This window comes from Curtobacterium sp. NPDC087080, from assembly GCF_044745105.1.
Taxonomy (GTDB): Bacteria; Actinomycetota; Actinomycetes; order Actinomycetales; family Microbacteriaceae; genus Curtobacterium.
Genome location: NZ_JBIUZP010000001.1, coordinates 19,438 through 40,279, shown reverse-complemented (window position 1 = coordinate 40,279; position 20,842 = coordinate 19,438). Strand labels below are relative to the sequence as shown.

The following is a 20,842-nucleotide window of genomic DNA, read 5'->3' as shown; positions in this document are numbered from 1 at the left end:
GCGGCTAGCGACCCAGGAACTTCTGCAGGCTGGCCAGCTCTTCCTCGGTGGGCGCCTTGCCACCCTTCGGACCGCCGAGCCCGAGACCGGAACCGGTGGGTGCCTGCTGCTGGGGCTGCGCCGCCGCACCCGACGCGAGGGCCGCGCGCTTGGCGGGGTTGCCGACCTTCTTCTTCTTGGCGCCGCCCTGCTGCTGCTTCTTCTTGCCGCCGTGCATGCCGGGGATCGGACCCATGCCGGGCATCTGCGGGACGCCACCGCGCGCGACCGTCTTCATCATCTTCGCGGCCTGCTCGAAGCGGTTCACGAGGGCGTTGACCTCGGTCACCGTGGTGCCGGAACCCTTCGCGATGCGGAGTCGACGAGAGCCGTTGAGGAGCTTCGGGAGCTCGCGCTCCTGCTTCGTCATCGACTGGATGATCGCCTCGGTCCGGACGATCTCGCTCTCGTCGAAGTTGTCGAGCGCCTCGCGCATGCCCTTCGCGCCCGGGAGCATGCCGAGCATGCCCTTGATCGAGCCGGCCTTGCGGAGCTGCTGCATCTGCGCGAGGAAGTCGTTCAGCGTGAACGAGTCGGTCGCGATCTTCTCGGCGACCTTGCGCGCCTCGTCCTCGTCGAACGCGGACTGCGCCTGCTCGATGAGCGACAGGATGTCACCGAGGTCGAGGATGCGGCTCGCCATGCGGTCCGGGTGGAACGGCTCGAAGTCGTCGAGCCCCTCGCCCGTGGACGCGAACATGATCGGACGACCGGTGACGCTGGCGACCGACAGGGCCGCACCACCGCGGGCGTCGCCGTCGAGCTTCGACAGGACGACGCCGGTGAAGTCGACGCCCTCCTGGAACGCGCGGGCGGTCGCGACGGCGTCCTGACCGATCATCGCGTCGATGACGAAGAGGACCTCGTCCGGGTCGACGGCCTTGCGGATGTTCGCCGCCTGCTTCATGAGCTCGGCGTCGACACCGAGTCGACCGGCGGTGTCCACGATGACCGTGTCGTACTGCTGGTCGACCGCGGCCTTGATCGCGTTCTTCGCGACCTTGACCGGGTCGCCGACGCCGTTGCCGGGCTCGGGAGCGAACACGTGCACGCCGGCCTGCTCGCCCACGACCTGGAGCTGCTGCACGGCGTTCGGACGCTGGAGGTCCGCCGCGACGAGCATCGGGGTGTGGCCGTCCTTCTTGAGCCACTTGCCGAGCTTGCCCGCGAGGGTGGTCTTACCCGCACCCTGGAGGCCGGCGAGCATGATCACCGTCGGCGGCCGCTTCGCGAACTCGAGCCGGCGCTGCTGCCCGCCGAGGATGCCCACGAGTTCCTCGTTGACGATCTGGACGACCTGCTGCGCGGGGTTGAGCGCCTTGTTGACCTCGTCCGAGAGCGCGCGTTCGCGCACCGAGGCGGTGAAGGCCTTGACGACCTCGAGCGCGACGTCCGCGTCGAGCAGGGCCCGGCGGATCTCGCGGACGGTGCCGTCGACGTCGGACGGGGACAGACGACCCTTGCTCCGCAGGTTGCGGAAGGTCTCGGTCAGCCGATCGGAGAGTGAGCCGAATTGTGCCATGGTCTGACGATTCTACAGGGCGACCCCCGACCGCCCCGGACCGCCTGCGGACCGGTTGTTGGACTGCGTCCAGGAACCGGGGTAGCGTGCTCGACGTGCCCCAGCTCGAGATCATCCGCTGGCCCGGGCTCCTCGACTACGAGGAGGGCCTCGCCGTTCAGCGGTCGTTCCACGCCGACGTCGTCGCCGGCGACTCCCCCGGCGTCGTCGTGCTCTGCGAGCACCCGCCGGTCTACACCGCCGGGCGCCGCACCGAGCCGTCGGACCTTCCGCGGGACGGGTCCGCGGTGGTCGAGGTCGATCGGGGCGGGCGGATCACCTGGCACGGACCCGGACAGCTCGTGGCCTACCCGATCATCCGGCTCGCCGAGCCCCTCGACGTCGTCGCGTGGGTCCGCGACCTCGAGCAGGTCCTCGTCGACGCCGCCGCTGCCGTCGGTGTCCGTGCCGAACGGGTCGACGGCCGGAGCGGCGCCTGGGTCCCCGGTCCCGCCGGCGCGCCGCACGCGAAGGTCGGCGCGATCGGCCTGCACGTGGCCGAGGGCGTGACGAGCCACGGCATCGCGCTCAACTGCTCGAACGCACTCGACGCCTACGGCGCCATCGTCCCGTGCGGCATCGCCGACGCCGGGGTCACCACGCTGAGCGCCGCGGCGGCGCGCGACGTCACGGTGGACGAGGTCGCCGCCCTCGTCGGGCCGCGGATCCAGCAGGCGGTCGACGGCATGCACGCCGGTCACCGCATCAGCAGCACCACGCGACAGGAGGTCGCCGCATGACCCTCGCCCCCGACGGCCGCCGCATGCTCCGGGTCGAGGCCCGCAACGCCGCGACACCCATCGAGACGAAGCCCGCCTGGATCAAGACCCGCGCGACGCAGGGCCCGGAGTTCCGGGACCTCTCCGCACTGGTCCGGGACAAGCAGCTGCACACCGTCTGCCAGGAGGCCGGCTGCCCGAACATCTTCGAGTGCTGGGAGGACCGCGAGGCCACCTTCCTGATCGGCGGCTCGCAGTGCACCCGGCGCTGCGACTTCTGCCAGATCGACACCGGCAAGCCGAGCCCGCTCGATCGCGGCGAACCCCGGCGCGTGGCGGACTCCGTCGTGTCGATGGGCCTGCAGTACGCGACCGTGACCGGGGTCGCGCGCGACGACCTCGACGACGGCGGTGCCTGGCTCTACGCGGAGACGATCCGGCAGATCCACGAGCACTCCCCCGGCACCGGCGTCGAGATCCTCGTGCCGGACTTCAACGGCCGCCCCGACCAGCTCGGTCAGGTGTTCGACGCCCGCCCGCAGGTCTTCGCGCACAACGTCGAGACGGTCCCCCGGATCTTCAAGCGCATCCGCCCCGCGTTCCGCTTCGAGCGCTCGCTCGACGTCATCACCCAGGGCCGTGACGCCGGACTCGTGACGAAGTCGAACCTCATCCTCGGCATGGGCGAGGAACGGGACGAGGTCGTCGACGCGCTCGAGCAGCTGTACGAGGCCGGCACCGACATCATCACCTTGACGCAGTACCTCCGGCCGTCGCCGCGACACCTGCCCGTCGCACGCTGGGTGCGGCCGGAGGAGTTCGTCGACCTGCGCGAGATCGCCGAGGACATCGGCTTCTCCGGCGTGCTCGCGGGCCCGCTGGTGCGCTCCTCCTACCGGGCGGGCCGGCTGTGGGCGCGCGCGACAATCGCGCGCGGGGGCACGGTACCGCCGCACCTCGCCCACCTGCTCGAGGCGTCACCGGGGCGCCAGGCCGTGTAGCGCAGCTCCGGGCCGCCAGGCCGTACAGCGCAGTCCCGGGGCACCAGGCCGTGTAGCGCAGCTCCGGCGACCGACGGACGGACGGGAGGCCCGGTACCAGCTGGTACCGGGCCTCCCGTCCTCGCGTGGTCACGTCCGACGTGACCGGCCGTCGCTACGCGCGACCGCGGATGCTCCGGAGGAGCCAGCCGATGACCGCCAGCAGGATGAGCACGATGCCCACCCAGAGCAGGAACTTCAGGGCACCGACGAAGATGCCGCTGAAGAGCAGGACGAGGCCGACGATGATCGCGATGATCAGCAGTGCGGGCATGAGGGTCTCCAATCCCTGGAACGAGACCGAGCGGATGCCCGGGCCGTCAGGGACGCTACTCCCCGCGGCGTGGACGCGTTCGCTGGGAGCGTGACGGAGGCGCCGCGACGGTCAGCCGACGAGGTTCTGGACGAAGACGTGCGGCGTGAAGCCGGTGAGGTCGTTGATGCCCTCGCCCTGGCCGATGAGCTTGATCGGGATGCCGGTCTTCTCCTGCACGCTGAGCACGAACCCGGCCTTCGCCGAGCCGTCGAGCTTCGTGATGACGAGCCCGGTGACCCCGGCGCCCTCGATGAAGGCCTGCGCCTGCGCGAGACCGTTCTGCCCGGTCGTGGCGTCGAGGACGAGCAGCACCTCGGCGATCTCGGTCTGCTTCTCGACGACGCGCTTGATCTTGCCGAGCTCGTCCATCAGGCCGGCCTTGGTGTGCAGGCGGCCGGCGGTGTCGATGACGACGATCTCGGTGCCGTCGCGCATGGCCTTCTCGACCGTCTGGTACGCCACCGACGCCGGGTCCTGGCCGGGCTGCGCCGGACGGACGACCTCGACCCCGGCGCGCTGCGCCCACGTCGCGACCTGCTCGACCGCTGCCGCGCGGAAGGTGTCCGCCGCGCCGACCACGACCGTGCGGTCGTAGGTCTTCAGGAACTTCGCGAACTTGCCGATCGTCGTGGTCTTGCCGACGCCGTTCACGCCGACGACGAGCACGACCGCCGGGCGGTTGCTGAGCTTGAGCGTCGTGTCCAGCTTCGACAGGCGCTCCTCGAGCACCTCGCGAAGCATGCGCTGCAGGTCGGCGGGGTCCGTCGTGCCGTACCGGTCGACCCGGGCGTGCAGGTCCTCGATGATCTCGTCCGCGATGTCGGGGCCGAAATCCGCACCGATCAACGCGGTCTCGAGGTCGTCCCACGTGGTCTCGTCGATGGTCTTCCGCTGGAACAGGCCGCGGAGACGGGAGGACAGTGACCAGGAACTCGCCATGCTCCCAGCTTAGGGCGCGACGAGCAGCACCCGCGCCCGGTATCCTCGGTTCCTGAAGGGGAGTACTCCCGCGCGGCGCACCCGTCAGTACGGTCTGGGACGATCCAGACCCGGGACGCCGGTCGTGTCGGACCAGTCGGTCGACACGGCGGAGGAGACCTTCAGGCATCGGCGTACCCGCTCGGCGGGACGCCCCGAACCTGAAGGACATCCATTGGACGTTCCCCTCTTCGTCTGGCTCCTCACCATCGCGGGCATCCTCGCGCTGCTGGTGTTCGACTTCTACTCGCACGTGCGCACCCCGCACGTGCCGCACATCAAGGAGTCCGCGTTCTGGTCGGCGTTCTACGTCGGCCTGGCGATCCTGTTCGGTGTCGGGATCCTGGTCTTCGGCGGCGGCCAGGCCGGTGGCGAGTACTTCGCCGGCTGGTTGACCGAGAAGGCCCTGTCGGTCGACAACCTCTTCGTCTTCCTCATCATCATGTCGAGCTTCGCGGTGCCGAAGGAGTTCCAGCAGAAGGTCCTGCTGGTCGGCGTCGCGATCGCCCTCGTCGCCCGCGGTGTCTTCATCGCCCTGGGTGTCACGATCATCGAGAACTTCTCGTGGGTCTTCTACCTGTTCGGCGCGCTGCTGTTCTGGCTCGCCTGGTCGCAGGCGCGCAGTGGGAACGACCACGGCGCCGAGGAGGGCGACTCCCGGCTCATCCGTGTCCTGCGTCGCGTGATCCCGACCACCGACGACTACCACGGCGACAAGCTCACCGCGAAGGTCGACGGCAAGCGCCTGTTCACCCCGATGCTGCTCGTCATGGTCGCGATCGGCCTGACGGACGTGCTGTTCGCCCTCGACTCGATCCCCGCGATCTTCGGTCTCACGCAGGACGCGTTCATCGTGTTCACCGCGAACGCGTTCTCGCTCCTCGGTCTGCGTCAGCTGTACTTCCTCATCGCGGGGCTGCTCGAGCGGCTCATCTACCTCGGTCAGGGCCTGGCGGTCATCCTCGCCTTCATCGGTGTGAAGCTCGTCTTCCACGCGATGCACGTCAACGAGCTGCCCTTCATCAACGGCGGCGAGCACATCGAGTGGGCCCCGGAGATCCCGATCTGGTTCTCGCTGAGCTTCATCGCGCTGACGATCGCCGTGGCCACCGCCGCGTCGCTCATCGTGTCGAAGAAGCGCCAGGAGCGCGGCCTGACCCCGACGGGACAGCCGAAGGAGGCCGTGGAGGCCGACGCGAAGTAGTCGCGAGGTCTGACGACGGGAGGCGCGGTGCCAGCTGACACCGCGCCTCCCGTCCGTCCGGCGTTCGGTTTCTGTCGCCGCCCCACACTCTCTCGCTGCCACTCGCGATCCTTCCGTTCCGCGAAAGCGACAGGCCGCCGCCAACCGTTGGCGGCACGCTGTCGCTTTCGCGGAACACACCGACGCTGGGCACCGGGAGCGTGGGGCCGGGCGAGCCGGGCGAGCCCGGCGCTACGCGACCGCGTCGGCGGGCTCGCGCCGCTGCACGCGCTGGCCGACCACGGCGGACACACCGTCCTGGCGCATCGAGACGCCGTACAGCGCGTCGGCGATCTCCATCGTGCGCTTCTGGTGCGTGATCACGATGAGCTGCGACGACTCCCGCAGCCGCTCGAACACGGTGAGCAGCCGCCCGAGGTTCGCGTCGTCGAGCGCTGCTTCGACCTCGTCCATGATGTAGAACGGCGACGGTCGGGCGGTGAAGATCGCCACGAGCAGGGCGACCGCCGCGAGCGACCGTTCCCCGCCCGACAGCAGCGTGAGACGGTCGATCTTCTTGCCCGCGGGCTTCACCTGCACGTCGAGGCCCGTCGTGAGCATGTCGTCCGGGTTCGTCAGCGTGAGCGAGCCTGTCCCGCCCGGGAACAGGATCGGGAAGATCACGTCGAACGCGGCCTTCGTGTCGTCGTACGCCGCTTCGAAGATCGTCTGCATCTTCGTGTCGAGCTCCTCGATGATAGTGAGGAGGTCGGCGCGGGTCTTCTGCAGGTCGTCGAGCTGCTCGGCGAGGAACGCGTGCCGCTGCTCGAGCGCCTGGAACTCCTCGAGCGCGAGGGGGTTCACCTTGCCGAGCCGACCGAGGTCCCGCTCCGCCGCCGCGAGCCGCTGCTCCTGCTCGGCCCGGACGTACGGCACCGTCGCGACGTCGGCCGGGTCGACCTCGTCGGTCGTGTCGAGCTCGGGCAGCGCCGGACCGCCGGGAAGGGTCGACTCGGGGTCGACGAGCTCGGGCACGTCGGGGTCGACGTCGGCGGCGCCCGCACCCAGCGCGTCGGCGTCGTCGGAGCCGTCGGCGTCGTCCGGTGACGGGGCGGAGGAGTCCGCGCCGTCGGCCGCCGCCCGCGCCCGCTCCGCCTCGCGGTGTCGCCGCGCGAGCACCCGCGGGTCGACCAGGACGTCGACCGGCACCGGGACGTCGGGCCCGTACTCCGCGACGAGCACGGCCTCGTTCAGGCCGAGGTCGCTCTGCGCACGGTCGAGCACGCCGGACACGTGCAGCTTCTTCTCGTAGATCTCCATCTCGAGCGAGTGCACGCCGTCGGTGATGGTCTGCAGCCGCTCACGGAGCTCGCGCTCCTCGTTCCGGACGACCTGCAGCTCGGTGTTGCGCTTCGTGCGCTCGGCCTCCTCGGTCGCGAGCAGCACGCGGGCCTCGGCGAGCGACCGGTCGACCGCCCCGAGCACGCCCGGCAGGTCCGCGAGGACACCCTCGGCCACGGCGATCTGCCCGCGGCGGACCACCGCCTGCCGCGCTGCCTCCTCCGCAGCCGTCCGCTCCGCCTCGAGCTGCCGCTGCAGGCCGGCCGCCCGGTTCCGCTCCGACCGAGCGCGCTCCCGCACGGTCTCGACCTGGATGCGCTGCTCGATCTCCGCGGCCCGCGCAGCCTCGACGGCGTCCTGCAGCGCCGGGCGCCCGGACGCGTCCACGACGGGTCGCGGTCGCTCCTCGAACACCCGCAGGGCGCCCTCGGCCTCCGCCAGCGCAGCGTCGGCGGCCTCGACCGCGCCGTCCGTCTCGGCCAGGGCGGCGCGCAGGCGCTCCACCTCGGCCGCGGCGTTCTCGGCGCCGGCCCGGACTGCGGCACTCGAGCGGTCGTACTCGGCGACCGCCGCGGTGTGCGCACGCAGTGCACGGTCGGCCTCGTCCGCACCGCGGCGCGCCTCGTCGACCTCCTGACGCGCGGTCTGGAGGCCCGTGGCTGCGTCCGCCGCGTCGGCCGCGACCGCGTCGCGCCGGCCCTGTGCGTCGTCCCGCTCCGCCACGAGCTCGATGCGCGACACCGTGCGGGCACCGCCACCGGTGACCCGGACGGTCCGGACGAGGTCACCGGACCGCGTCACGACCGTGGCGTGCGGGGCGGCGGCGAGCACGGCCTCCAGGTCGACGTCGTCCACCACGGCGACCAGCGTCGTGCGGAGCACCGCGGTGATCGCGGGCGGTCCCTGCACCACGTCGAGGGCCGGTCGCACGCCCGGTGGCAGCGAGTCGGGCAGCCCCGGCCCGTCGAGCTCGGCGTCCGCGACGACGACGTCCACGCGACCGAGGTCGGCGTCGCGCGCGTGCGTCACCGTGGCGAGGGCCGTGTCGCGGTCGGCGGCGAGCACCGCGTCGGCCAGCCCGTCGAGCGCGGTCGCGACGGATGCCTCGAAGCCGGCCTCGACGGTCAGGGCGTCGGCGAGCCGACCGAGCACGCCGGCTCGCCGCGCGTCGATGACCGCCTGGGACCCGTCGCGGACGTCGATCGACATCCCGAGCGCGGCGACCCGGGCGTCGAGGGCGTCCCGCTCGCGCTCGAGCGCGTGGAGCCGGTCGCGCAGGGCGTCGCGCGCGGTCTGCGCTGCCTCGAGCCGCTGGCGCGCGGTGTCGTGCGCGGTGGCCAGGGCGTCCGCGTCGACGCCGTCGGACGGGTCGTCACCGATCTCGCGCAGGGCCGCGGCGGCGCGGGTCGCGCGGTCCTCGGCCTCGGCGAGTGCGCGGGTCCGACGGTCACGGTCCGCGGCGACCGCGGTGCGGCGCGACCGCTGCACGTCGACGGCGTTCCGGAGACGCTGGGCGTCGAGGTCGTGCTGCGACACGCGTGCGGCCTGCGCGGCGATCTGCTCGTCGAGCGCGTCCAGCTGACCCCGGGCCTGCTCGACCGCGGCCGCCGCAGCACCGGAGCCCGCCGCCATCTCGGCGGCACGGGCCTCGAGCCGCTCGGCCTCGGCACGGACGCCCTGCACACGCTCCGGCGTGATCGTCGGGCCCTGCTGCGGCGCGTCGGCCTGCTGGGCGAGGAACATCAGGCGCTGGTTGGCCAGGCTCGACAGCCCGCGGAGCCGCTCCTGCACGCTCTCCAACCGGTGCACGACGGTCCGGGCACGGTCGACGGCGTCACCGACCATGCTCTGCTCGACCTGCTGCTGCCGGGCACGCGTCTGGTCGAGCCGCTCCTGCAGGACGATGCGCTCGGACTTCCGTCCGGCCTCGACCTCCTGGTGCTCGTGCAGTTCGCGGCGCAGCCGGACGACGTCGTCGGCCAGGATCCGGGCCTTCGCGTCGCGGGCCACCGCGGCGACGGACTGCGCCTTGCGCGCCACCTCGGCCTGTCGACCGAGCGGCTTCAGCTGCCGTCGGATCTCGCCGGCGAGGTCGGAGAGCCGCGTCAGGTTCGTCTGCATGGCGTCGAGCTTGCGGAGGGTCTTCTCCTTGCGGCGCCGGTGCTTGAGGATCCCGGCGGCCTCCTCGATGAAGCCGCGGCGGTCCTCCGGGGTGGCGTGCAGCACCTTGTCGAGCTGCCCCTGCCCGACGATGACGTGCATCTCACGGCCGAGCCCCGTGTCGCTGAGGAGCTCCTGCACGTCGAGCAGGCGGCAGTTCTCGCCGTTGATGGCGTACTCGCTGCCGCCGTTCCGGAAGAGCGTGCGGGAGATCGTCACCTCGGAGTACTCGATCGGCAGCAGGCCGTCCGTGTTGTCGATCGTCAGGAGCACCTGCGCGCGACCGAGCGGTCCGCGTGTCGAGGTGCCGGCGAAGATGACGTCCTCCATCTTGCCGCCGCGGAGGGTCTTGGCACCCTGCTCCCCCATCACCCAGGCGAGGGCGTCGACGACGTTCGACTTGCCGGAGCCGTTCGGACCGACGATGCAGGTGACGCCGGGCTCGAACGCGAACGTCGTCGGCTGCGCGAAGGACTTGAACCCCTTGATGGTGAGGCTCTTCAAGTACATGCGGGTCTCCGGGTGCTCGGTTGCGCGTCAGGCTAACGCGTGCGTCGGCGCGGAGCGGGTTGGCACACGGGGCACCGGTGGCTCGACCGGTTCATGAACGCCTCGCGCACGATCGTCGTGCCGCACCGCGGGCAGGGCTTCCCCTCCTGCCCGTACACCGCGAGGCGCTGCGAGAAGTACCCGGACTGCCCGTTCACGTTGACGTACTGCGCGTCGAAGCTCGTGCCGCCGTCCTCGAGCGCACGGCCGAGGACGCTCCGGACCTCCGCCAGGAGCCGGTGCAGGTCGGAACGGGGCAGCCGGTCCGCAGGGCGGTCGGAGTACAGCTTCGCGGCCCACAGCGACTCGTCGGCGTAGATGTTGCCGATTCCGCTCACGACACCCTGGTCGAGCAGGACGCGCTTGATGCCGCTCGACCGCTTCCGGGCCATCGCGACGAAGCGGTCGTCGTCGAAGGCAGGGTCGAGCGGGTCCCGCGCGATGTGCGACACCTGCGTCGGGATGCTCCGCCGCCACGCTGCGTCCGGGTCACGGGCGTCGACCGCGCCGGCGGACCCGGCAGGCGCGCCGTCCACCGTCGGCACCATGGCGTCGATCGCCATCGAGCCGAAGGTCCGCTGGTCGACGAACTCGAGCTCGACCGGTGCCTCCGGACGGCCGTCGCGGCCGGTACCGGTCGGCTGCACGTCGATCAGGATGCGGCGGTGCTTCGCGGCCGGGCGACCGCGTCCGAGCAGGACCTGGCCGGACATCCCCAGGTGCGTGACGAGCGCCTCGGGACGGTCGCCGTCGTGTCCGGGCACCAGGGGGAACCACATGAACTTGCCCCGGCGCACCGCGGCGGCGATCGTGCGGCCCGTCAGGCGTTCGGCGAAGTCCTCGGCCGGACCGTCGTGCCGGGTCAGGGCGCGGTCGTCGACGACGTCGACGTGCAGCACCCGGGCACCGCTGACGGCGGGTTCGAGGCCGGCGCGGACGACCTCGACCTCGGGGAGTTCGGGCACGCGGTCAGGCCGCCCGGCCGGAGAGCCGCGTCCACGCCTCGAGCGCGGCGGCCATCTCGGCGGCCTTCTTGCTCGTACCGGACCCCGTCGACACGTCCTCGCCCTGCAGCACGACCGTCGCGTGGAAGGTCTTGTCGTGGTCGGGGCCCTCTTCCGTCACCCGGTAGGCCGGGTTGCCGAGGGACAGGCCGGCGGCGAGCTCCTGCAGGCTCGTCTTCGGGTCCATGGCGGCGCCGAAGCGGTCCGGGTCGACGAGCAGCGGCTCGACCAGTCGCAGCACCAGGTCGGTCGCTGCGTCGGGGCCCGCGGACAGGTAGGTCGCTCCGATGACGGCCTCGACCGTGTCGGCCAGGATGGACGCCTTGCCGCGACCGCCGGTCTGCTCCTCGCCCTTGCCCAGGCGCAGGTACGAGCCGAGCCCGATCATCCGGGCGATCTCGGCCAGGGCGACCGTCGAGACGAGGCTGGCACGCCGCTTGGCGAGCTCGCCCTCGTCGAGGTCGGGGAAGGACCGGAAGAGCTTCACGGTCACGGCCTGGCCGAGGATGGAGTCCCCGAGGAACTCGAGGCGCTCGTTGTGCTTGATGCCCCCGTGCTCGTACGCGTACGAGCGGTGCGTGAGGGCGAGCTGCAGGAGCTCGGCGTCGATCTCGACGTCGAGGATGCCCTGCAGACGAACGACGTCCGGCCCCACGGGGCGGGACCCCGTGGCGCCGGACGTCGCTGTCATCGGTCGAGTCCGATCAGACGTCGGCGACCTTGCGGCCCTTGTACTCCATGTACAGGGCGGTGCCGGCCGAGTCCTCGACGACCTTCGCGCGGTGCGGGAGGCTGTAGGTGACCTTGCCGTTCTCGATCGTCTTCACGAGCTGGACCGGCGCGGCCTTCCACTGCGAACGACGGGCGTGCGTGTTGGCACGGGACTGCTTGCGCTTGGGAACGGCCATGGTGGTTCTCTTTCGGTTGGTCGGTGGTCGGTGTCGAGGTGCGTCAGGCCGTGCGGCCGTCGCCCTCGGGGCTCTGGGTGGGAGTGCTGTCGTCGGCGCCGCCGCGTTCCGCGTCGGTGCCCTGGAAGCCGCTCAGCGCGGCCCAGCGCGGGTCCAGGACCTCGCGCGGGGTGACCTCGCCGAGGTCGGCCAGCCGCTCGCCCGTGACGGGGTCGAGGCCGGGGCAGTCCGGTCGGCAGACCGGCTGGAACGGCAGCGCCAGCACCACCGCATCTCGAACGACCGGTTCACAATCCACGTGGTCATCGTGAACGAAGAAGTCGAAATCCTCCGAGACATCGTACGCGAACAGCTCGGCGAAGTCGACTTCGACCGGTTCGCTGATGTCGATGAGGCAGCGCGAGCACTCCCCCGTGGCCTCGGCCGAGGCGTGTCCGGAGACCAGGACGCCCTCGTGCAGGCCCTCGAGCTTGACGTCGAGCTGGAGCGTGGTGCCCTCGCGAACGGCGATGACGCCAGCGCCCATCGGGTCCGGCACCTCGATGTCGAGCGAGTGCTCGCGCATCTCGCCCGGCCGGTGCGCGAGGTCGCGCACGCGCAGGGCGTAGGGGCTGTTCACGGGGGAAGACACGATCGACGAGTCTACCGCGATGTCGTGCGCACGTCGAGGAGGCCGGGGGCGCGGCGTGTCAGCGCCCGGGTGCTCGGCCGATCAGCGCCCGCTGTGCTCGGCCGGTCAGCGCTCGGACCGCTCGGCCGGTCAGCGCCCGAGGTGCTCGGCCAGCGCGTCCGCGACGACACCCGGCACGTACGGCATGACGTCGCCGCCGAGCGTCGCGACCTGGCGGATGAGCGAGCTCGACACGTGCGCCCGCGACGCCTCGGGAAGCAGGAAGACCGTCTCGACGTCGGCCAGGTGCCGGTTCATGATCGCCATGGGCGTCTCGTACGCGACGTCCTCGCCGGAGCGGACGCCCTTCACGAGCACCCCGGCTCCCACCTGGCGGCAGTAGTCGACGAGCAGCCCGGAGGTCCACTCCCCGACCCGCACGGTGTCCGGGAGGCCGGTCTCGACGAGGGACTGCTCGATGAGCCGGACGCGGTCGGCGGCGGCGAACATCGCCGGCTGCTTGTCCGGGTTGTGCACGACGAGCACGTGCACCTCGTCGAACAGCCGCGCGGCACGTCCGATGACGTCGAGGTGCCCGAGGGTCACGGGGTCGAAGGATCCGGGGACGACGGCGATCTGGGCCATGCCCGTCACGCTACCGGCCGCCCGGGTCAGTTCTTCCCGAGGAACGCGGCGTCCGACTCGTCGAGTCGCCGCGCCAGGGCCTCGCGGACGGCGGGGTGGTCCCGCAGCTCGGGGTCCGGCTCGAGCACGCGCTCCGCCTCGCCCCGGGCGTCGACGATCAGGTCCGCGTGCTCGACCACCCGGAGCAGGTTCAGTGAGGACCGGCCGCCGGACTGCCGCTCGCCGAGCACGTCGCCCTCACGCCGGAGCTCCAGGTCGACGCGCGCGAGCTCGAAGCCGTCGTCGGACGCAGCCACCGCGTCGACGCGTTCGCGTGCGGTCGTCTCTGGCTCGGCGGTGGTGACGAGCAGGCACACCCCGGCGTACTGACCGCGACCGATGCGTCCGCGCAGCTGGTGGAGCTGGGAGACGCCGAAGCGGTCGGCGTCGAGCACCGCCATCATCGACGCGTTCGGCACGTCCACGCCGACCTCGATCACGGTCGTCGCGACGAGCACGTCGACGTCGCCGGCCGCGAAGGACGTCATGACGCGGTCCTTCTCGTCCGCGGTCATCCGTCCGTGCAGGACCTCGATCCGTCGACCCTGCAGGACGGGCATGGCGCGCATCCGCTCGACCGTCGCGAGTACCGTCGCCGGGGCGTGCTTCGGCGTGTCGTCCTCGGCGGGCTCGGGGCCGCCGTCGTCCTCGGCGTGGGCGTCGTCGATCGCCGGGCAGACCACGAAGGCCTGCCGCCCCTCGGCGAGCTCCTCGGCCATCCGTGTCCAGATGCGCCCTTCCCACCCGGGGTGCTCAGCCAGCCCGACGGCGAAGGTCTCGACCCCGGCACGGCCGGACGGCAGCCCGGTGATCGTCGAGACGTCGAGGTCGCCGAACACCGTCATCGCGACCGTGCGCGGGATCGGGGTCGCGGTGAGCACGAGCACGTGCGGCGGGGTCGCGCCCTTGGTCCGCAGGGCCTCGCGCTGCTCGACGCCGAACCGGTGCTGCTCGTCGACCACGACCAGACCGAGCTCCGCGAAGTCGACCCGGTCGCCCAGGAGTGCGTGCGTGCCGACGACGAGCCGCGAGCTGCCGGACGCCGCCGCGAGCAGGGCACGCCGTCGTTCGTCGGTCGACTGCGAGCCCGTCAGGATGACCGGTCGGAGCTCCGCCGCGAGGTCAGGGCCGAGGAACTTCACGATCGACCGGAGGTGCTGCGCGGCGAGCACCTCGGTCGGGGCGATGAGGGCGGACTGCCCGCCGGACTCGGCGACCGTCAGCATCGCCCGGATCGCGACCAGGGTCTTGCCGGAACCGACCTCGCCCTGCACCAGCCGGTGCATCGGCCAGTCCCCCGCCAGGTCGTGCGCGATCTCGGCACCGACGGCCTGCTGGTCGTCGGTCAGGGTGAACGGCAGCGACGCGTCGAAGCGCTCGAGGATCCCGTCGGGGGCGGCCAGACGCGGGGTGGCCGCGGTCGCCCGCGCGGCGATGCGTCGCTGCACCAGGGCGGTCTGCAGCACGAACGCCTCGCGGTAGCGCAGTGCGTCCTGCGCCCGCTTGAAGTCGGCGACCTTCTCCGGACGGTGCAGGAGCTCGAGCGCACGGCGGAACGGCACCAGGCCGAGTCGCGTCCGTGCGGGTGCCGGGATCGGGTCCGGCAGGTCCGGCAGGGTGTCGAGGACGACCGCGATCGCCTTCGCGATCTGCCACGAGGTCAGCGACGCCGTGGCCGGGTAGATCGGGATCGGCTGCCGCGACCAGCGGATGGCCTCTTCGTCCTCGGGGTCGGCGGTCGCGCGGGGGTCGTCACGGTCGAACAGCTCGTAGTCCGGGTGGGCGAGCTGCCGGGCGCCCCGGTAGTCGCCGACCTTGCCGGCGAAGATCCCGCGGGCACCGGGCACGAGGTCCTTCGTCCGCCACCCCTGGTTGAAGAACGTCAGCGTGAGCAGGCCCTTGCCGTCGCCGATCTTCGCTTCGAGGATCGAGCCGCGACGCGCGCGCATGGTCCGCTCGCGCACGTCGATGACCTCGGCCACGATCGTCACCGATTCGCCGATCGCGAGCGAGTCGAGCGCCGTCAGCGCCCCGCGCTCCGCGTACCGCCGGGGTGCGTGCTCGAGGAACTCTCCGACCGTCCGGTACCCGAACGCCTTCTCGATCGCCGTCGCGGTCCGGCCGCCGAGGACCCCGCTCAGCCGGGCGTCGAGCGGCGCGGGACCGAGGTCGGGCCGCACCGGGGGCACGGCGGTGTCGGGGGTGTCGGAGGTGACCACGCCACCACGGTACCGGGCGGGTCCGACGCGCTGCGAGCCTCCCGGCCGACCTGTGGAGAGCACGCACGCCGCTACGGTGGCAGCATGACCCGCATCATCGCCGGCGCCGCCGGTTCCACGACGCTCCGGGTGCCGAAGTCCGGCACGCGGCCGACGAGCGACCGCGTGCGCGAGGCCCTCTTCTCGTCGCTCGGCTCGCGCGGGCTCGTGGAGGGCACCTCGGTCGCGGACCTCTACGCCGGGACGGGCGCGCTCGGGCTCGAGGCGGCGTCGCGCGGGGCCGCGGAGGTCGTGCTCGTCGATCGAGCGTCCGCCGCCGCACAGGCGTGCCGGGCGAACGCGAAGGCCGTGCAGCAGCGGGTGCCTGGCGTGCGCGTCGACGTGCAGCCGCAGCCGGCACTCGGGTACCTGCGGAGCACGGTGCGGACCTTCGACCTGGTCTTCATCGACCCGCCGTACGACGTCGCCGAGCAGGAGATCGCCGACGTGCTCGAGGCGCTCGTGCCCCGGCTCACCCCCGGCGCGGTGGTCGTCGTCGAGCGGAGCAAGCGGTCACCGGAGCCGACGTGGCCGGCGGGGCTCGAGCCGTTCAGCAAACGCAGCTACGGCGAGACCGTGGCGTGGGAGGCCGTCACCCCGGCCTGAGGTGCGGCGTGCACGCACGGCGCGTCCGGATGGCGCGTTCGCGCGCGGCGCGCGGTGGACTGCAGCGACACAACCGCTGTCGCACGACGTCGGAAGTGTCGTTGTCGGCGGTACCTGCGCACCTGGCCGCGGCTCCTGCGACATCCCCGCCGTCGTACGACAGCGGGGATGTCGCGGTACGCGCCCTCTCGCGCGGATCGCGCGCGACGACGCGCGACGACCGGCCGGGAGGCTCGGCGCAGCCCCGGCGGTCAGCCCCCGGCACCGTCCCAGTCGGCGTACGGGTCCCACCCCGTCGTCGGGACCGGCTCGCCGCCGCGGACCAGGTCCACGTCGCCGCGGGCGACGACCCTGCCGATGCGCCGGAAGCCGCCGGGCAGCGCGACGTCGGGCGGGAAGGCCGCGAGCAGGCCGTGGTCCTCGCCGCCGTGCAGGGCGAGCTCGTCGAGCCGGGGTTCCGGGTCGAGGTCGAGCGTGACCCCGCTGGCCCGGGCGAGCCGTCCGGCGTCGATCGCCAGACCGTCGGACAGGTCGAGCATCGCCGTGGCACCGGCGGCGGCAGCGTGCACGCCGTCGGCGATCGGCGGGACCGGGCGCCGCTGCCGGTCGACGTCCGGGTCCGCGTCCGCCCCGCTCGCGACCACGGCCGAGCGCGACGGCTCCCCGTGCGCGTCGACCCCGTCGCGGAACAGCCGGGCGAGCCCCCGGGCGGCGCGGCCGAGCTCCCCCGAGACCGCGAGGACGTCCCCGGCCCGGGCTCCCGAACGCACCACCGGCGCTCGCCCGCCGAGATCGCCGAACGCCGTCACCGAGACCGTGAAGGTGGCCGAGGTCGACAGGTCCCCGCCGACCACGCCGCAGCCCGGCGCGAGGGCCTCCACCGCGGCACGCACCCCGTCCGCGAAGGACTCGAGCACCGCGACCGGGGTGTCCTGCGGTGCGGCGAGGGCGATCACGAGACCGCTCGGCGTTGCGCCCATCGCCGCGACGTCGGACAGGTTCGTCGCTGCGGCCTTCCACCCGACGTCCGCCGGCGACGACCACGCCCACCGGAAGTCCGGCCCGTGCACCATCATGTCCGTCGTGACGACGAACCGGCCGTCCGGCGCTGCGACCACCGCGCAGTCGTCACCGGGGCCGAGCACCGGCGCGCCCGCGGGCAGCCGGCGGACGATCCGGTCGAGGACGGCGAGCTCCCCCACCTGTCCCACGGTCGGTCCTGCCCAGGCGTCGTCCATCTCGTCCACGCCCGCAACGGTAGCCTGGACCTCGATGGACACCGTGCGCCGACCCCTCCGCTGGACCGCGATCGCGGGCGTCGCCGTGGCACTCGCCGCCGGGCTGACCGGGTGCACGAACGCCGTGTCGATGGCTCCCGCGCCGTCGGCGGACAGCGCAGCGTGCGCCGCCGTGCAGGTCCGGCTCCCCGCCACCGTCGGGAACGACCTGCCCTTGCGGGAGACGAACGCGCAGTCGACCGCCGCGTGGGGCGACCCGGCCGCTGCGTTGTACCACTGCGGTGTCGCGGTGCCGACCGTCTCCGACCTGCCGTGCTTCAGCCAGGGCGGCGTCGACTGGATCCGCGACGACCGCGGCGAGCAGGTCGTCTACACGACGTTCGGCCGCTCCCCCGCGGTGCAGGTCGTCATCGACGCGAAGAAGACGACGAACCAGGTCGTGCAGGACCTGTCGGACGTCGTGTCGATCCTGCCGAAGGACGGACACCGCTGTCTCGACCCCTCCGACGTGCAGGGCTGACCGCTCGGCGTGCCACGCACGACCCCGAGTGTCAGCGGACGGCGACGCGTCCCAGCTCGATGAGCTCGGTGACCAGCTCGCCGTAGGAGACCCCGGACGCCGCCCAGCAGCGCGGGTACATCGACAGCGGGGTGAACCCCGGCATGGTGTTGACTTCGTTGACGACGAAGCCGTCGTCGGTCAGGAAGCAGTCGACGCGCGCCAGCCCGGCGCCGCCGATCGCCTCGAAGGCACGGGCACCGACGGAGCGGATCGCCGCGGTCTCGTCGTCGGTCAGGGGCGCGGGGCAGAGGAGCGCCTCGTCGCCGCCCAGGTACTTCGACGCGAAGTCGTAGAAGCCGTCCTCGGCGACGACGATCTCACCGGGCAGGCTCGTGCGCGGGACACCGTCCCGACCCTCGAGCACCGCGACCTCGACCTCGCGACCGACCACGCGCGGCTCGACGATCACCTTCGCGTCGTGCTCGAACGCCAGGTCCATCGCGGCGGCGAGCTGCGCCGGCTCGTCGACACGCGAGACGCCCATGCTCGACCCGGCGCGGGCGGGCTTCACGAAGAGCGGCCAGCCGTGCACCGCGACGGACTCCGCGACGGCGGCGGGGTCGGCGGTCCACTGCCGACGGAGGACCGTCGTCCAGGGTGCGACCCGCAGCCCGGCGTGCTCGAGCACGGCCTTCGCGGTGTGCTTGTCCATCGCCAGCGCGCTCGCCAGGACGCCGTCGCCCACGTAGGGCAACCCGGCGACCTCGAGGAGTCCCTGCACCGTGCCGTCCTCACCGAACGGGCCGTGCAGGATCGGGAACACCACGTCGACCGCGATCGTCGTGACCGACCCGTCCGGGTGCGAGACGACGAGCTCGTTCGTCGCGGGCGAGGTCGGGAACGCCACTCGGGTGCCGTTGTCCGGCACGACGGGCAGTGCACCGTCGCGGAGCGCCCACTGCGCGGGGTCGTCGGACTGGAGGGTGAACGCGCCCTCCTTCGTGATGCCGATCGGCACGACCGCGTAGGCCGACCGGTCGACGACGTCCATGATGCCGCCGGCCGTCACGCAGCTGATCTCGTGCTCGCTGGACCGTCCACCGAACAGCACGGCGACGGTCGTGGGGGCGGGAGCGATCGTGGGCATGGGAGTCCCCTCGGGGGTCGGGAGCGGACCGGTCACTCGCCCTGGGGCTCGTCGGTCTCGGTGAGGTGCGGCGCGATGTTGCGCGGGTCGAGCCTACCGGCGAGGACCTCGGCCACCTGGCCGACGATGGGCATGTCGACGCCGTTCGCCGCCGCCAGCTCGAGGATCGGGGCGACCGACGCCAGCCCCTCGGCGGTCTGGTTCATCTGGCGGACCACCTCGTCGAAGCGGTACCCCTGTCCGAGCAGCCGGCCCGCCGTGTTGTTCCGCGACAGCGGCGACTGGCACGTCGCGATCAGGTCGCCGAGTCCGGCGAGCCCGGACAGCGTCGACGGCTGCGCACCGAGCGACACCGCGAAGTCCGTCATCTCGGCGAGGCCGCGGGTGATGATCGACGCCTTGGTGTTCTCGCCGTAGCCGACACCGTCGACGATGCCGATCGCCACCGCGATGAGGTTCTTCAGCACGCCGCCGAACTCCGTGCCGATGACGTCGGTGTTCGTGAACGATCGGAAGTACGGGTTCGTGGCGACCGCGGCGACGGCGGTCGCGGTCTCGAGCGACGTCGACGACACGACCGCGGCGGTCGGCTGTCGGCGGGCGATCTCGAGCGCCAGGTTCGGTCCGCTGGCGACGGCGATCCGGTCCCGGTCGATGCCGAGACCCTCGTGCAGGACCTCGCTCATCCGCTTGCCCGTCGCCTTCTCGACGCCCTTCATCAGGCTGACGACCGGGACGCCCTCGGGCAGCAGCGGCGCGATCGCGGCGAGGTTCGAGCGGAGCGTCTGGGACGGCACCGACACGTAGACCTGCTCGGCGCCGTCGAGCACGGCGGACAGCGAGGTCGACGCGGTCAGCGTGCGGGGCAGGTTGATGCCGGGCAGGTAGTCGGAGTTCCGCTTCGTCTCGGTGATCTCCCGCGCGACCTCGGGCCGACGGGCCCAGACGACCGTGTCGGCGCCGCCCTCGGCGAGCACCTTCGCGAAGGTGGTGCCCCAGCTGCCGGCACCGATCACGGCGACACGCGGCTTGTCGGTGGACTGCATCACCACGCGGATGGCCGCGGTGTCGACGGCCCCGGGGGCGGCGACGGCGGGGTCCGGGTGGTCGTCGTGCGGGCGCAGGCCCGGGCGCTCGTCACTCAAACTTGCCGGTCTCCTTCTGGTTGTTCGCGGCGGGGTCCCACCGGGTCGCGGGGGCCTGCTCACCACGGAGCTCCTCGAGCAGCTCGGTGATGCGCTGCATGAGGAGGTCGGTCGCCTCGACCAGGGTCTTCTGGTCGAGCGGCCTGCCGCGGAACGCCGACAGGTCGACGGGGTCGCCGACGATCACGTCGACGCGCGACGGCGGGAACAGGCGCAGCTTCTTCGCGTACCGCGCCATGATCCGCTGGGTGCCCCAGTGGGCCATCGGGATGAGCGGGACGTCGTTCTCGAGCGCGATCCGCACCGCGCCGGTCTTCCCGCGCATCGGCCAGAGGTCGGGGTCGCGGGTGAGCGTGCCCTCGGGGTAGACGATGATCGCGCCGCCCTGCTCGATGACGGACTTGCCGCCGCCGAGCGGGTCGTTCAGCCGCGTCCGCCCGGAGCGCTCGACGGGGATCTGCCCCATGCCGGCCATGAGCCTGCCCACGACGGGAACCTTGAAGATCGACGCCTTCGCGAGGAACCGCGGCGCCCGGCGGGACAGCCAGACGGCCGTGCCGACCACGAGCGGGTCGATGTTCGTGAAGTGGTTCGGGGCGAGCACGAAGGCGCCGCCCTCGGGCAGGCGCTTCGGTCCGTGCCAGTGGTACCGGGCGGTGAACCGGAAGACCGGGATCACCACGGACGCGGTGATGCGGAAGGCGGTGTTCAGCTCGCCGCGCCGCCACCGCCGCCCCGGGTTCGGGAGGCCCGTGGTGACGTCCGAGGCGGACGTGCGCCGCGCCTCCAGACCGTCGCCCGTGCCGCCGTCGTCGCCGCCGGCCGCGCCGCCGCCCATCGTGCCAGCCACGCGC

General features: G+C 72.4%; 19 protein-coding genes. 5 read left to right on the top strand and 14 right to left on the bottom strand.

Features of this window, described 5'->3' with window-relative positions; translation table 11 throughout:
- Positions 1-4 precede the first annotated feature (4 nt).
- Positions 5-1,561, bottom strand: coding sequence for a signal recognition particle protein (gene ffh / locus ACIPEQ_RS00195; RefSeq protein WP_209823440.1), 1,557 nt, complete (start codon positions 1,559-1,561; stop codon positions 5-7).
- Between the two features lie 95 nt (positions 1,562-1,656).
- Here ffh and lipB point away from each other — a divergent pair, with 95 nt between their 5' ends.
- Positions 1,657-2,340, top strand: coding sequence for a lipoyl(octanoyl) transferase LipB (gene lipB, locus ACIPEQ_RS00190; RefSeq protein WP_402713334.1), 684 nt, complete (start codon positions 1,657-1,659; stop codon positions 2,338-2,340).
- On the top strand, positions 2,337-3,320 hold the full coding sequence (gene lipA / locus ACIPEQ_RS00185) for a lipoyl synthase (protein WP_402713332.1): 984 nt from the start codon (positions 2,337-2,339) through the stop codon (positions 3,318-3,320). The genes lipB and lipA overlap by 4 nt, the downstream gene beginning before the upstream one ends.
- Before the next feature lie 154 nt (positions 3,321-3,474).
- Here the strand turns inward: lipA and ACIPEQ_RS00180 are convergent, their stop codons facing one another.
- Both ACIPEQ_RS00180 and ftsY read right to left on the bottom strand, forming a co-directional pair.
- Positions 3,475-3,633: a DUF4175 domain-containing protein gene (locus tag ACIPEQ_RS00180; protein ID WP_137767577.1), complete on the bottom strand. Its 159-nt coding sequence runs from the start codon at positions 3,631-3,633 to the stop codon at positions 3,475-3,477.
- Positions 3,634-3,744: 111 nt separating this feature from the next.
- A complete protein-coding gene (ftsY, locus tag ACIPEQ_RS00175; RefSeq protein WP_137767578.1) occupies positions 3,745-4,614 on the bottom strand; it encodes a signal recognition particle-docking protein FtsY in 870 nt (289 codons plus the stop codon).
- A 214-nt stretch (positions 4,615-4,828) separates the two neighbouring features.
- On the opposite strand from ftsY, the gene ACIPEQ_RS00170 reads away from it, so the two are divergent.
- The gene (locus ACIPEQ_RS00170) at positions 4,829-5,857 is read left to right on the top strand and encodes a TerC family protein (RefSeq protein WP_126892327.1); all 1,029 of its coding nucleotides are present in this window, start codon (positions 4,829-4,831) and stop codon (positions 5,855-5,857) included.
- 231 nt (positions 5,858-6,088) lie between these two features.
- Here ACIPEQ_RS00170 and ACIPEQ_RS00165 read toward each other — a convergent pair whose 3' ends face one another.
- The 7 genes from ACIPEQ_RS00165 to ACIPEQ_RS00135 form a co-directional block, all read right to left on the bottom strand.
- The gene (locus ACIPEQ_RS00165) at positions 6,089-9,847 is read right to left on the bottom strand and encodes a chromosome segregation SMC family protein (protein WP_402713330.1); all 3,759 of its coding nucleotides are present in this window, start codon (positions 9,845-9,847) and stop codon (positions 6,089-6,091) included.
- A 32-nt stretch (positions 9,848-9,879) separates the two neighbouring features.
- On the bottom strand, positions 9,880-10,851 hold the full coding sequence (mutM, locus tag ACIPEQ_RS00160; protein ID WP_402713328.1) for a bifunctional DNA-formamidopyrimidine glycosylase/DNA-(apurinic or apyrimidinic site) lyase: 972 nt from the start codon (positions 10,849-10,851) through the stop codon (positions 9,880-9,882).
- Between the two features lie 4 nt (positions 10,852-10,855).
- Positions 10,856-11,581, bottom strand: coding sequence for a ribonuclease III (gene rnc / locus ACIPEQ_RS00155; RefSeq protein WP_402713327.1), 726 nt, complete (start codon positions 11,579-11,581; stop codon positions 10,856-10,858).
- 13 nt (positions 11,582-11,594) lie between these two features.
- Entirely contained in the window at positions 11,595-11,798 is a 204-nt protein-coding gene (rpmF, locus tag ACIPEQ_RS00150; protein WP_058728177.1) for a 50S ribosomal protein L32, read from the bottom strand.
- Positions 11,799-11,841: 43 nt separating this feature from the next.
- Positions 11,842-12,417, bottom strand: coding sequence for a YceD family protein (locus tag ACIPEQ_RS00145; protein ID WP_402714189.1), 576 nt, complete (start codon positions 12,415-12,417; stop codon positions 11,842-11,844).
- 141 nt (positions 12,418-12,558) lie between these two features.
- Positions 12,559-13,053: a pantetheine-phosphate adenylyltransferase gene (gene coaD / locus ACIPEQ_RS00140; protein WP_402713325.1), complete on the bottom strand. Its 495-nt coding sequence runs from the start codon at positions 13,051-13,053 to the stop codon at positions 12,559-12,561.
- A gap of 26 nt (positions 13,054-13,079) precedes the next feature.
- Positions 13,080-15,272: an ATP-dependent DNA helicase RecG gene (locus ACIPEQ_RS00135; RefSeq protein WP_402714188.1), complete on the bottom strand. Its 2,193-nt coding sequence runs from the start codon at positions 15,270-15,272 to the stop codon at positions 13,080-13,082.
- Positions 15,273-15,395: 123 nt separating this feature from the next.
- Between ACIPEQ_RS00135 and ACIPEQ_RS00130 the strand changes: the two genes are divergently transcribed.
- Positions 15,396-15,956: an RsmD family RNA methyltransferase gene (locus ACIPEQ_RS00130; protein ID WP_209823431.1), complete on the top strand. Its 561-nt coding sequence runs from the start codon at positions 15,396-15,398 to the stop codon at positions 15,954-15,956.
- Positions 15,957-16,207: 251 nt separating this feature from the next.
- On the opposite strand, the gene thiL is transcribed toward ACIPEQ_RS00130, so the two are convergent.
- Positions 16,208-17,194 carry a thiamine-phosphate kinase gene (gene thiL, locus ACIPEQ_RS00125; RefSeq protein ID WP_402714187.1) on the bottom strand — a complete coding sequence of 329 codons (987 nt, stop codon included), beginning with the start codon at positions 17,192-17,194 and terminating at the stop codon, positions 16,208-16,210.
- A 34-nt stretch (positions 17,195-17,228) separates the two neighbouring features.
- Here thiL and ACIPEQ_RS00120 point away from each other — a divergent pair, with 34 nt between their 5' ends.
- Positions 17,229-17,714: a DUF3515 family protein gene (locus ACIPEQ_RS00120; RefSeq protein WP_402713323.1), complete on the top strand. Its 486-nt coding sequence runs from the start codon at positions 17,229-17,231 to the stop codon at positions 17,712-17,714.
- Between the two features lie 31 nt (positions 17,715-17,745).
- On the opposite strand, the gene ACIPEQ_RS00115 is transcribed toward ACIPEQ_RS00120, so the two are convergent.
- From ACIPEQ_RS00115 to ACIPEQ_RS00105, 3 genes are all read right to left on the bottom strand, one after another.
- A complete protein-coding gene (locus ACIPEQ_RS00115) occupies positions 17,746-18,843 on the bottom strand; it encodes a D-alanine--D-alanine ligase family protein (protein ID WP_402713322.1) in 1,098 nt (365 codons plus the stop codon).
- A gap of 32 nt (positions 18,844-18,875) precedes the next feature.
- Entirely contained in the window at positions 18,876-19,889 is a 1,014-nt protein-coding gene (locus ACIPEQ_RS00110; protein ID WP_209677560.1) for an NAD(P)H-dependent glycerol-3-phosphate dehydrogenase, read from the bottom strand.
- Between the two features lie 91 nt (positions 19,890-19,980).
- Positions 19,981-20,838 (bottom strand): lysophospholipid acyltransferase family protein, encoded by an 858-nt coding sequence (locus ACIPEQ_RS00105; RefSeq protein WP_402713320.1) that lies wholly within the window; start codon positions 20,836-20,838, stop codon positions 19,981-19,983.
- Positions 20,839-20,842 lie beyond the last annotated feature (4 nt).

What these genes read in the sequence shown, in the direction of transcription:
- ffh (WP_209823440.1), bottom strand. Translation starts at nt 1,561, where the DNA reads ATGGCACAATTCGGCTCACTCTCCGATCGGCTGACCGAGACCTTCCGC.
- lipA (WP_402713332.1), top strand. Translation starts at nt 2,337, where the DNA reads ATGACCCTCGCCCCCGACGGCCGCCGCATGCTCCGGGTCGAGGCCCGC.
- ACIPEQ_RS00180 (WP_137767577.1), bottom strand. Translation starts at nt 3,633, where the DNA reads ATGCCCGCACTGCTGATCATCGCGATCATCGTCGGCCTCGTCCTGCTC.
- ftsY (WP_137767578.1), bottom strand. Translation starts at nt 4,614, where the DNA reads ATGGCGAGTTCCTGGTCACTGTCCTCCCGTCTCCGCGGCCTGTTCCAG.
- ACIPEQ_RS00165 (WP_402713330.1), bottom strand. Translation starts at nt 9,847, where the DNA reads ATGTACTTGAAGAGCCTCACCATCAAGGGGTTCAAGTCCTTCGCGCAG.
- rnc (WP_402713327.1), bottom strand. Translation starts at nt 11,581, where the DNA reads ATGACAGCGACGTCCGGCGCCACGGGGTCCCGCCCCGTGGGGCCGGAC.
- rpmF (WP_058728177.1), bottom strand. Translation starts at nt 11,798, where the DNA reads ATGGCCGTTCCCAAGCGCAAGCAGTCCCGTGCCAACACGCACGCCCGT.
- coaD (WP_402713325.1), bottom strand. Translation starts at nt 13,053, where the DNA reads ATGGCCCAGATCGCCGTCGTCCCCGGATCCTTCGACCCCGTGACCCTC.
- ACIPEQ_RS00130 (WP_209823431.1), top strand. Translation starts at nt 15,396, where the DNA reads ATGACCCGCATCATCGCCGGCGCCGCCGGTTCCACGACGCTCCGGGTG.
- thiL (WP_402714187.1), bottom strand. Translation starts at nt 17,194, where the DNA reads ATGGACGACGCCTGGGCAGGACCGACCGTGGGACAGGTGGGGGAGCTC.
- ACIPEQ_RS00120 (WP_402713323.1), top strand. Translation starts at nt 17,229, where the DNA reads ATGGACACCGTGCGCCGACCCCTCCGCTGGACCGCGATCGCGGGCGTC.
- ACIPEQ_RS00115 (WP_402713322.1), bottom strand. Translation starts at nt 18,843, where the DNA reads ATGCCCACGATCGCTCCCGCCCCCACGACCGTCGCCGTGCTGTTCGGT.
- ACIPEQ_RS00110 (WP_209677560.1), bottom strand. Translation starts at nt 19,889, where the DNA reads ATGCAGTCCACCGACAAGCCGCGTGTCGCCGTGATCGGTGCCGGCAGC.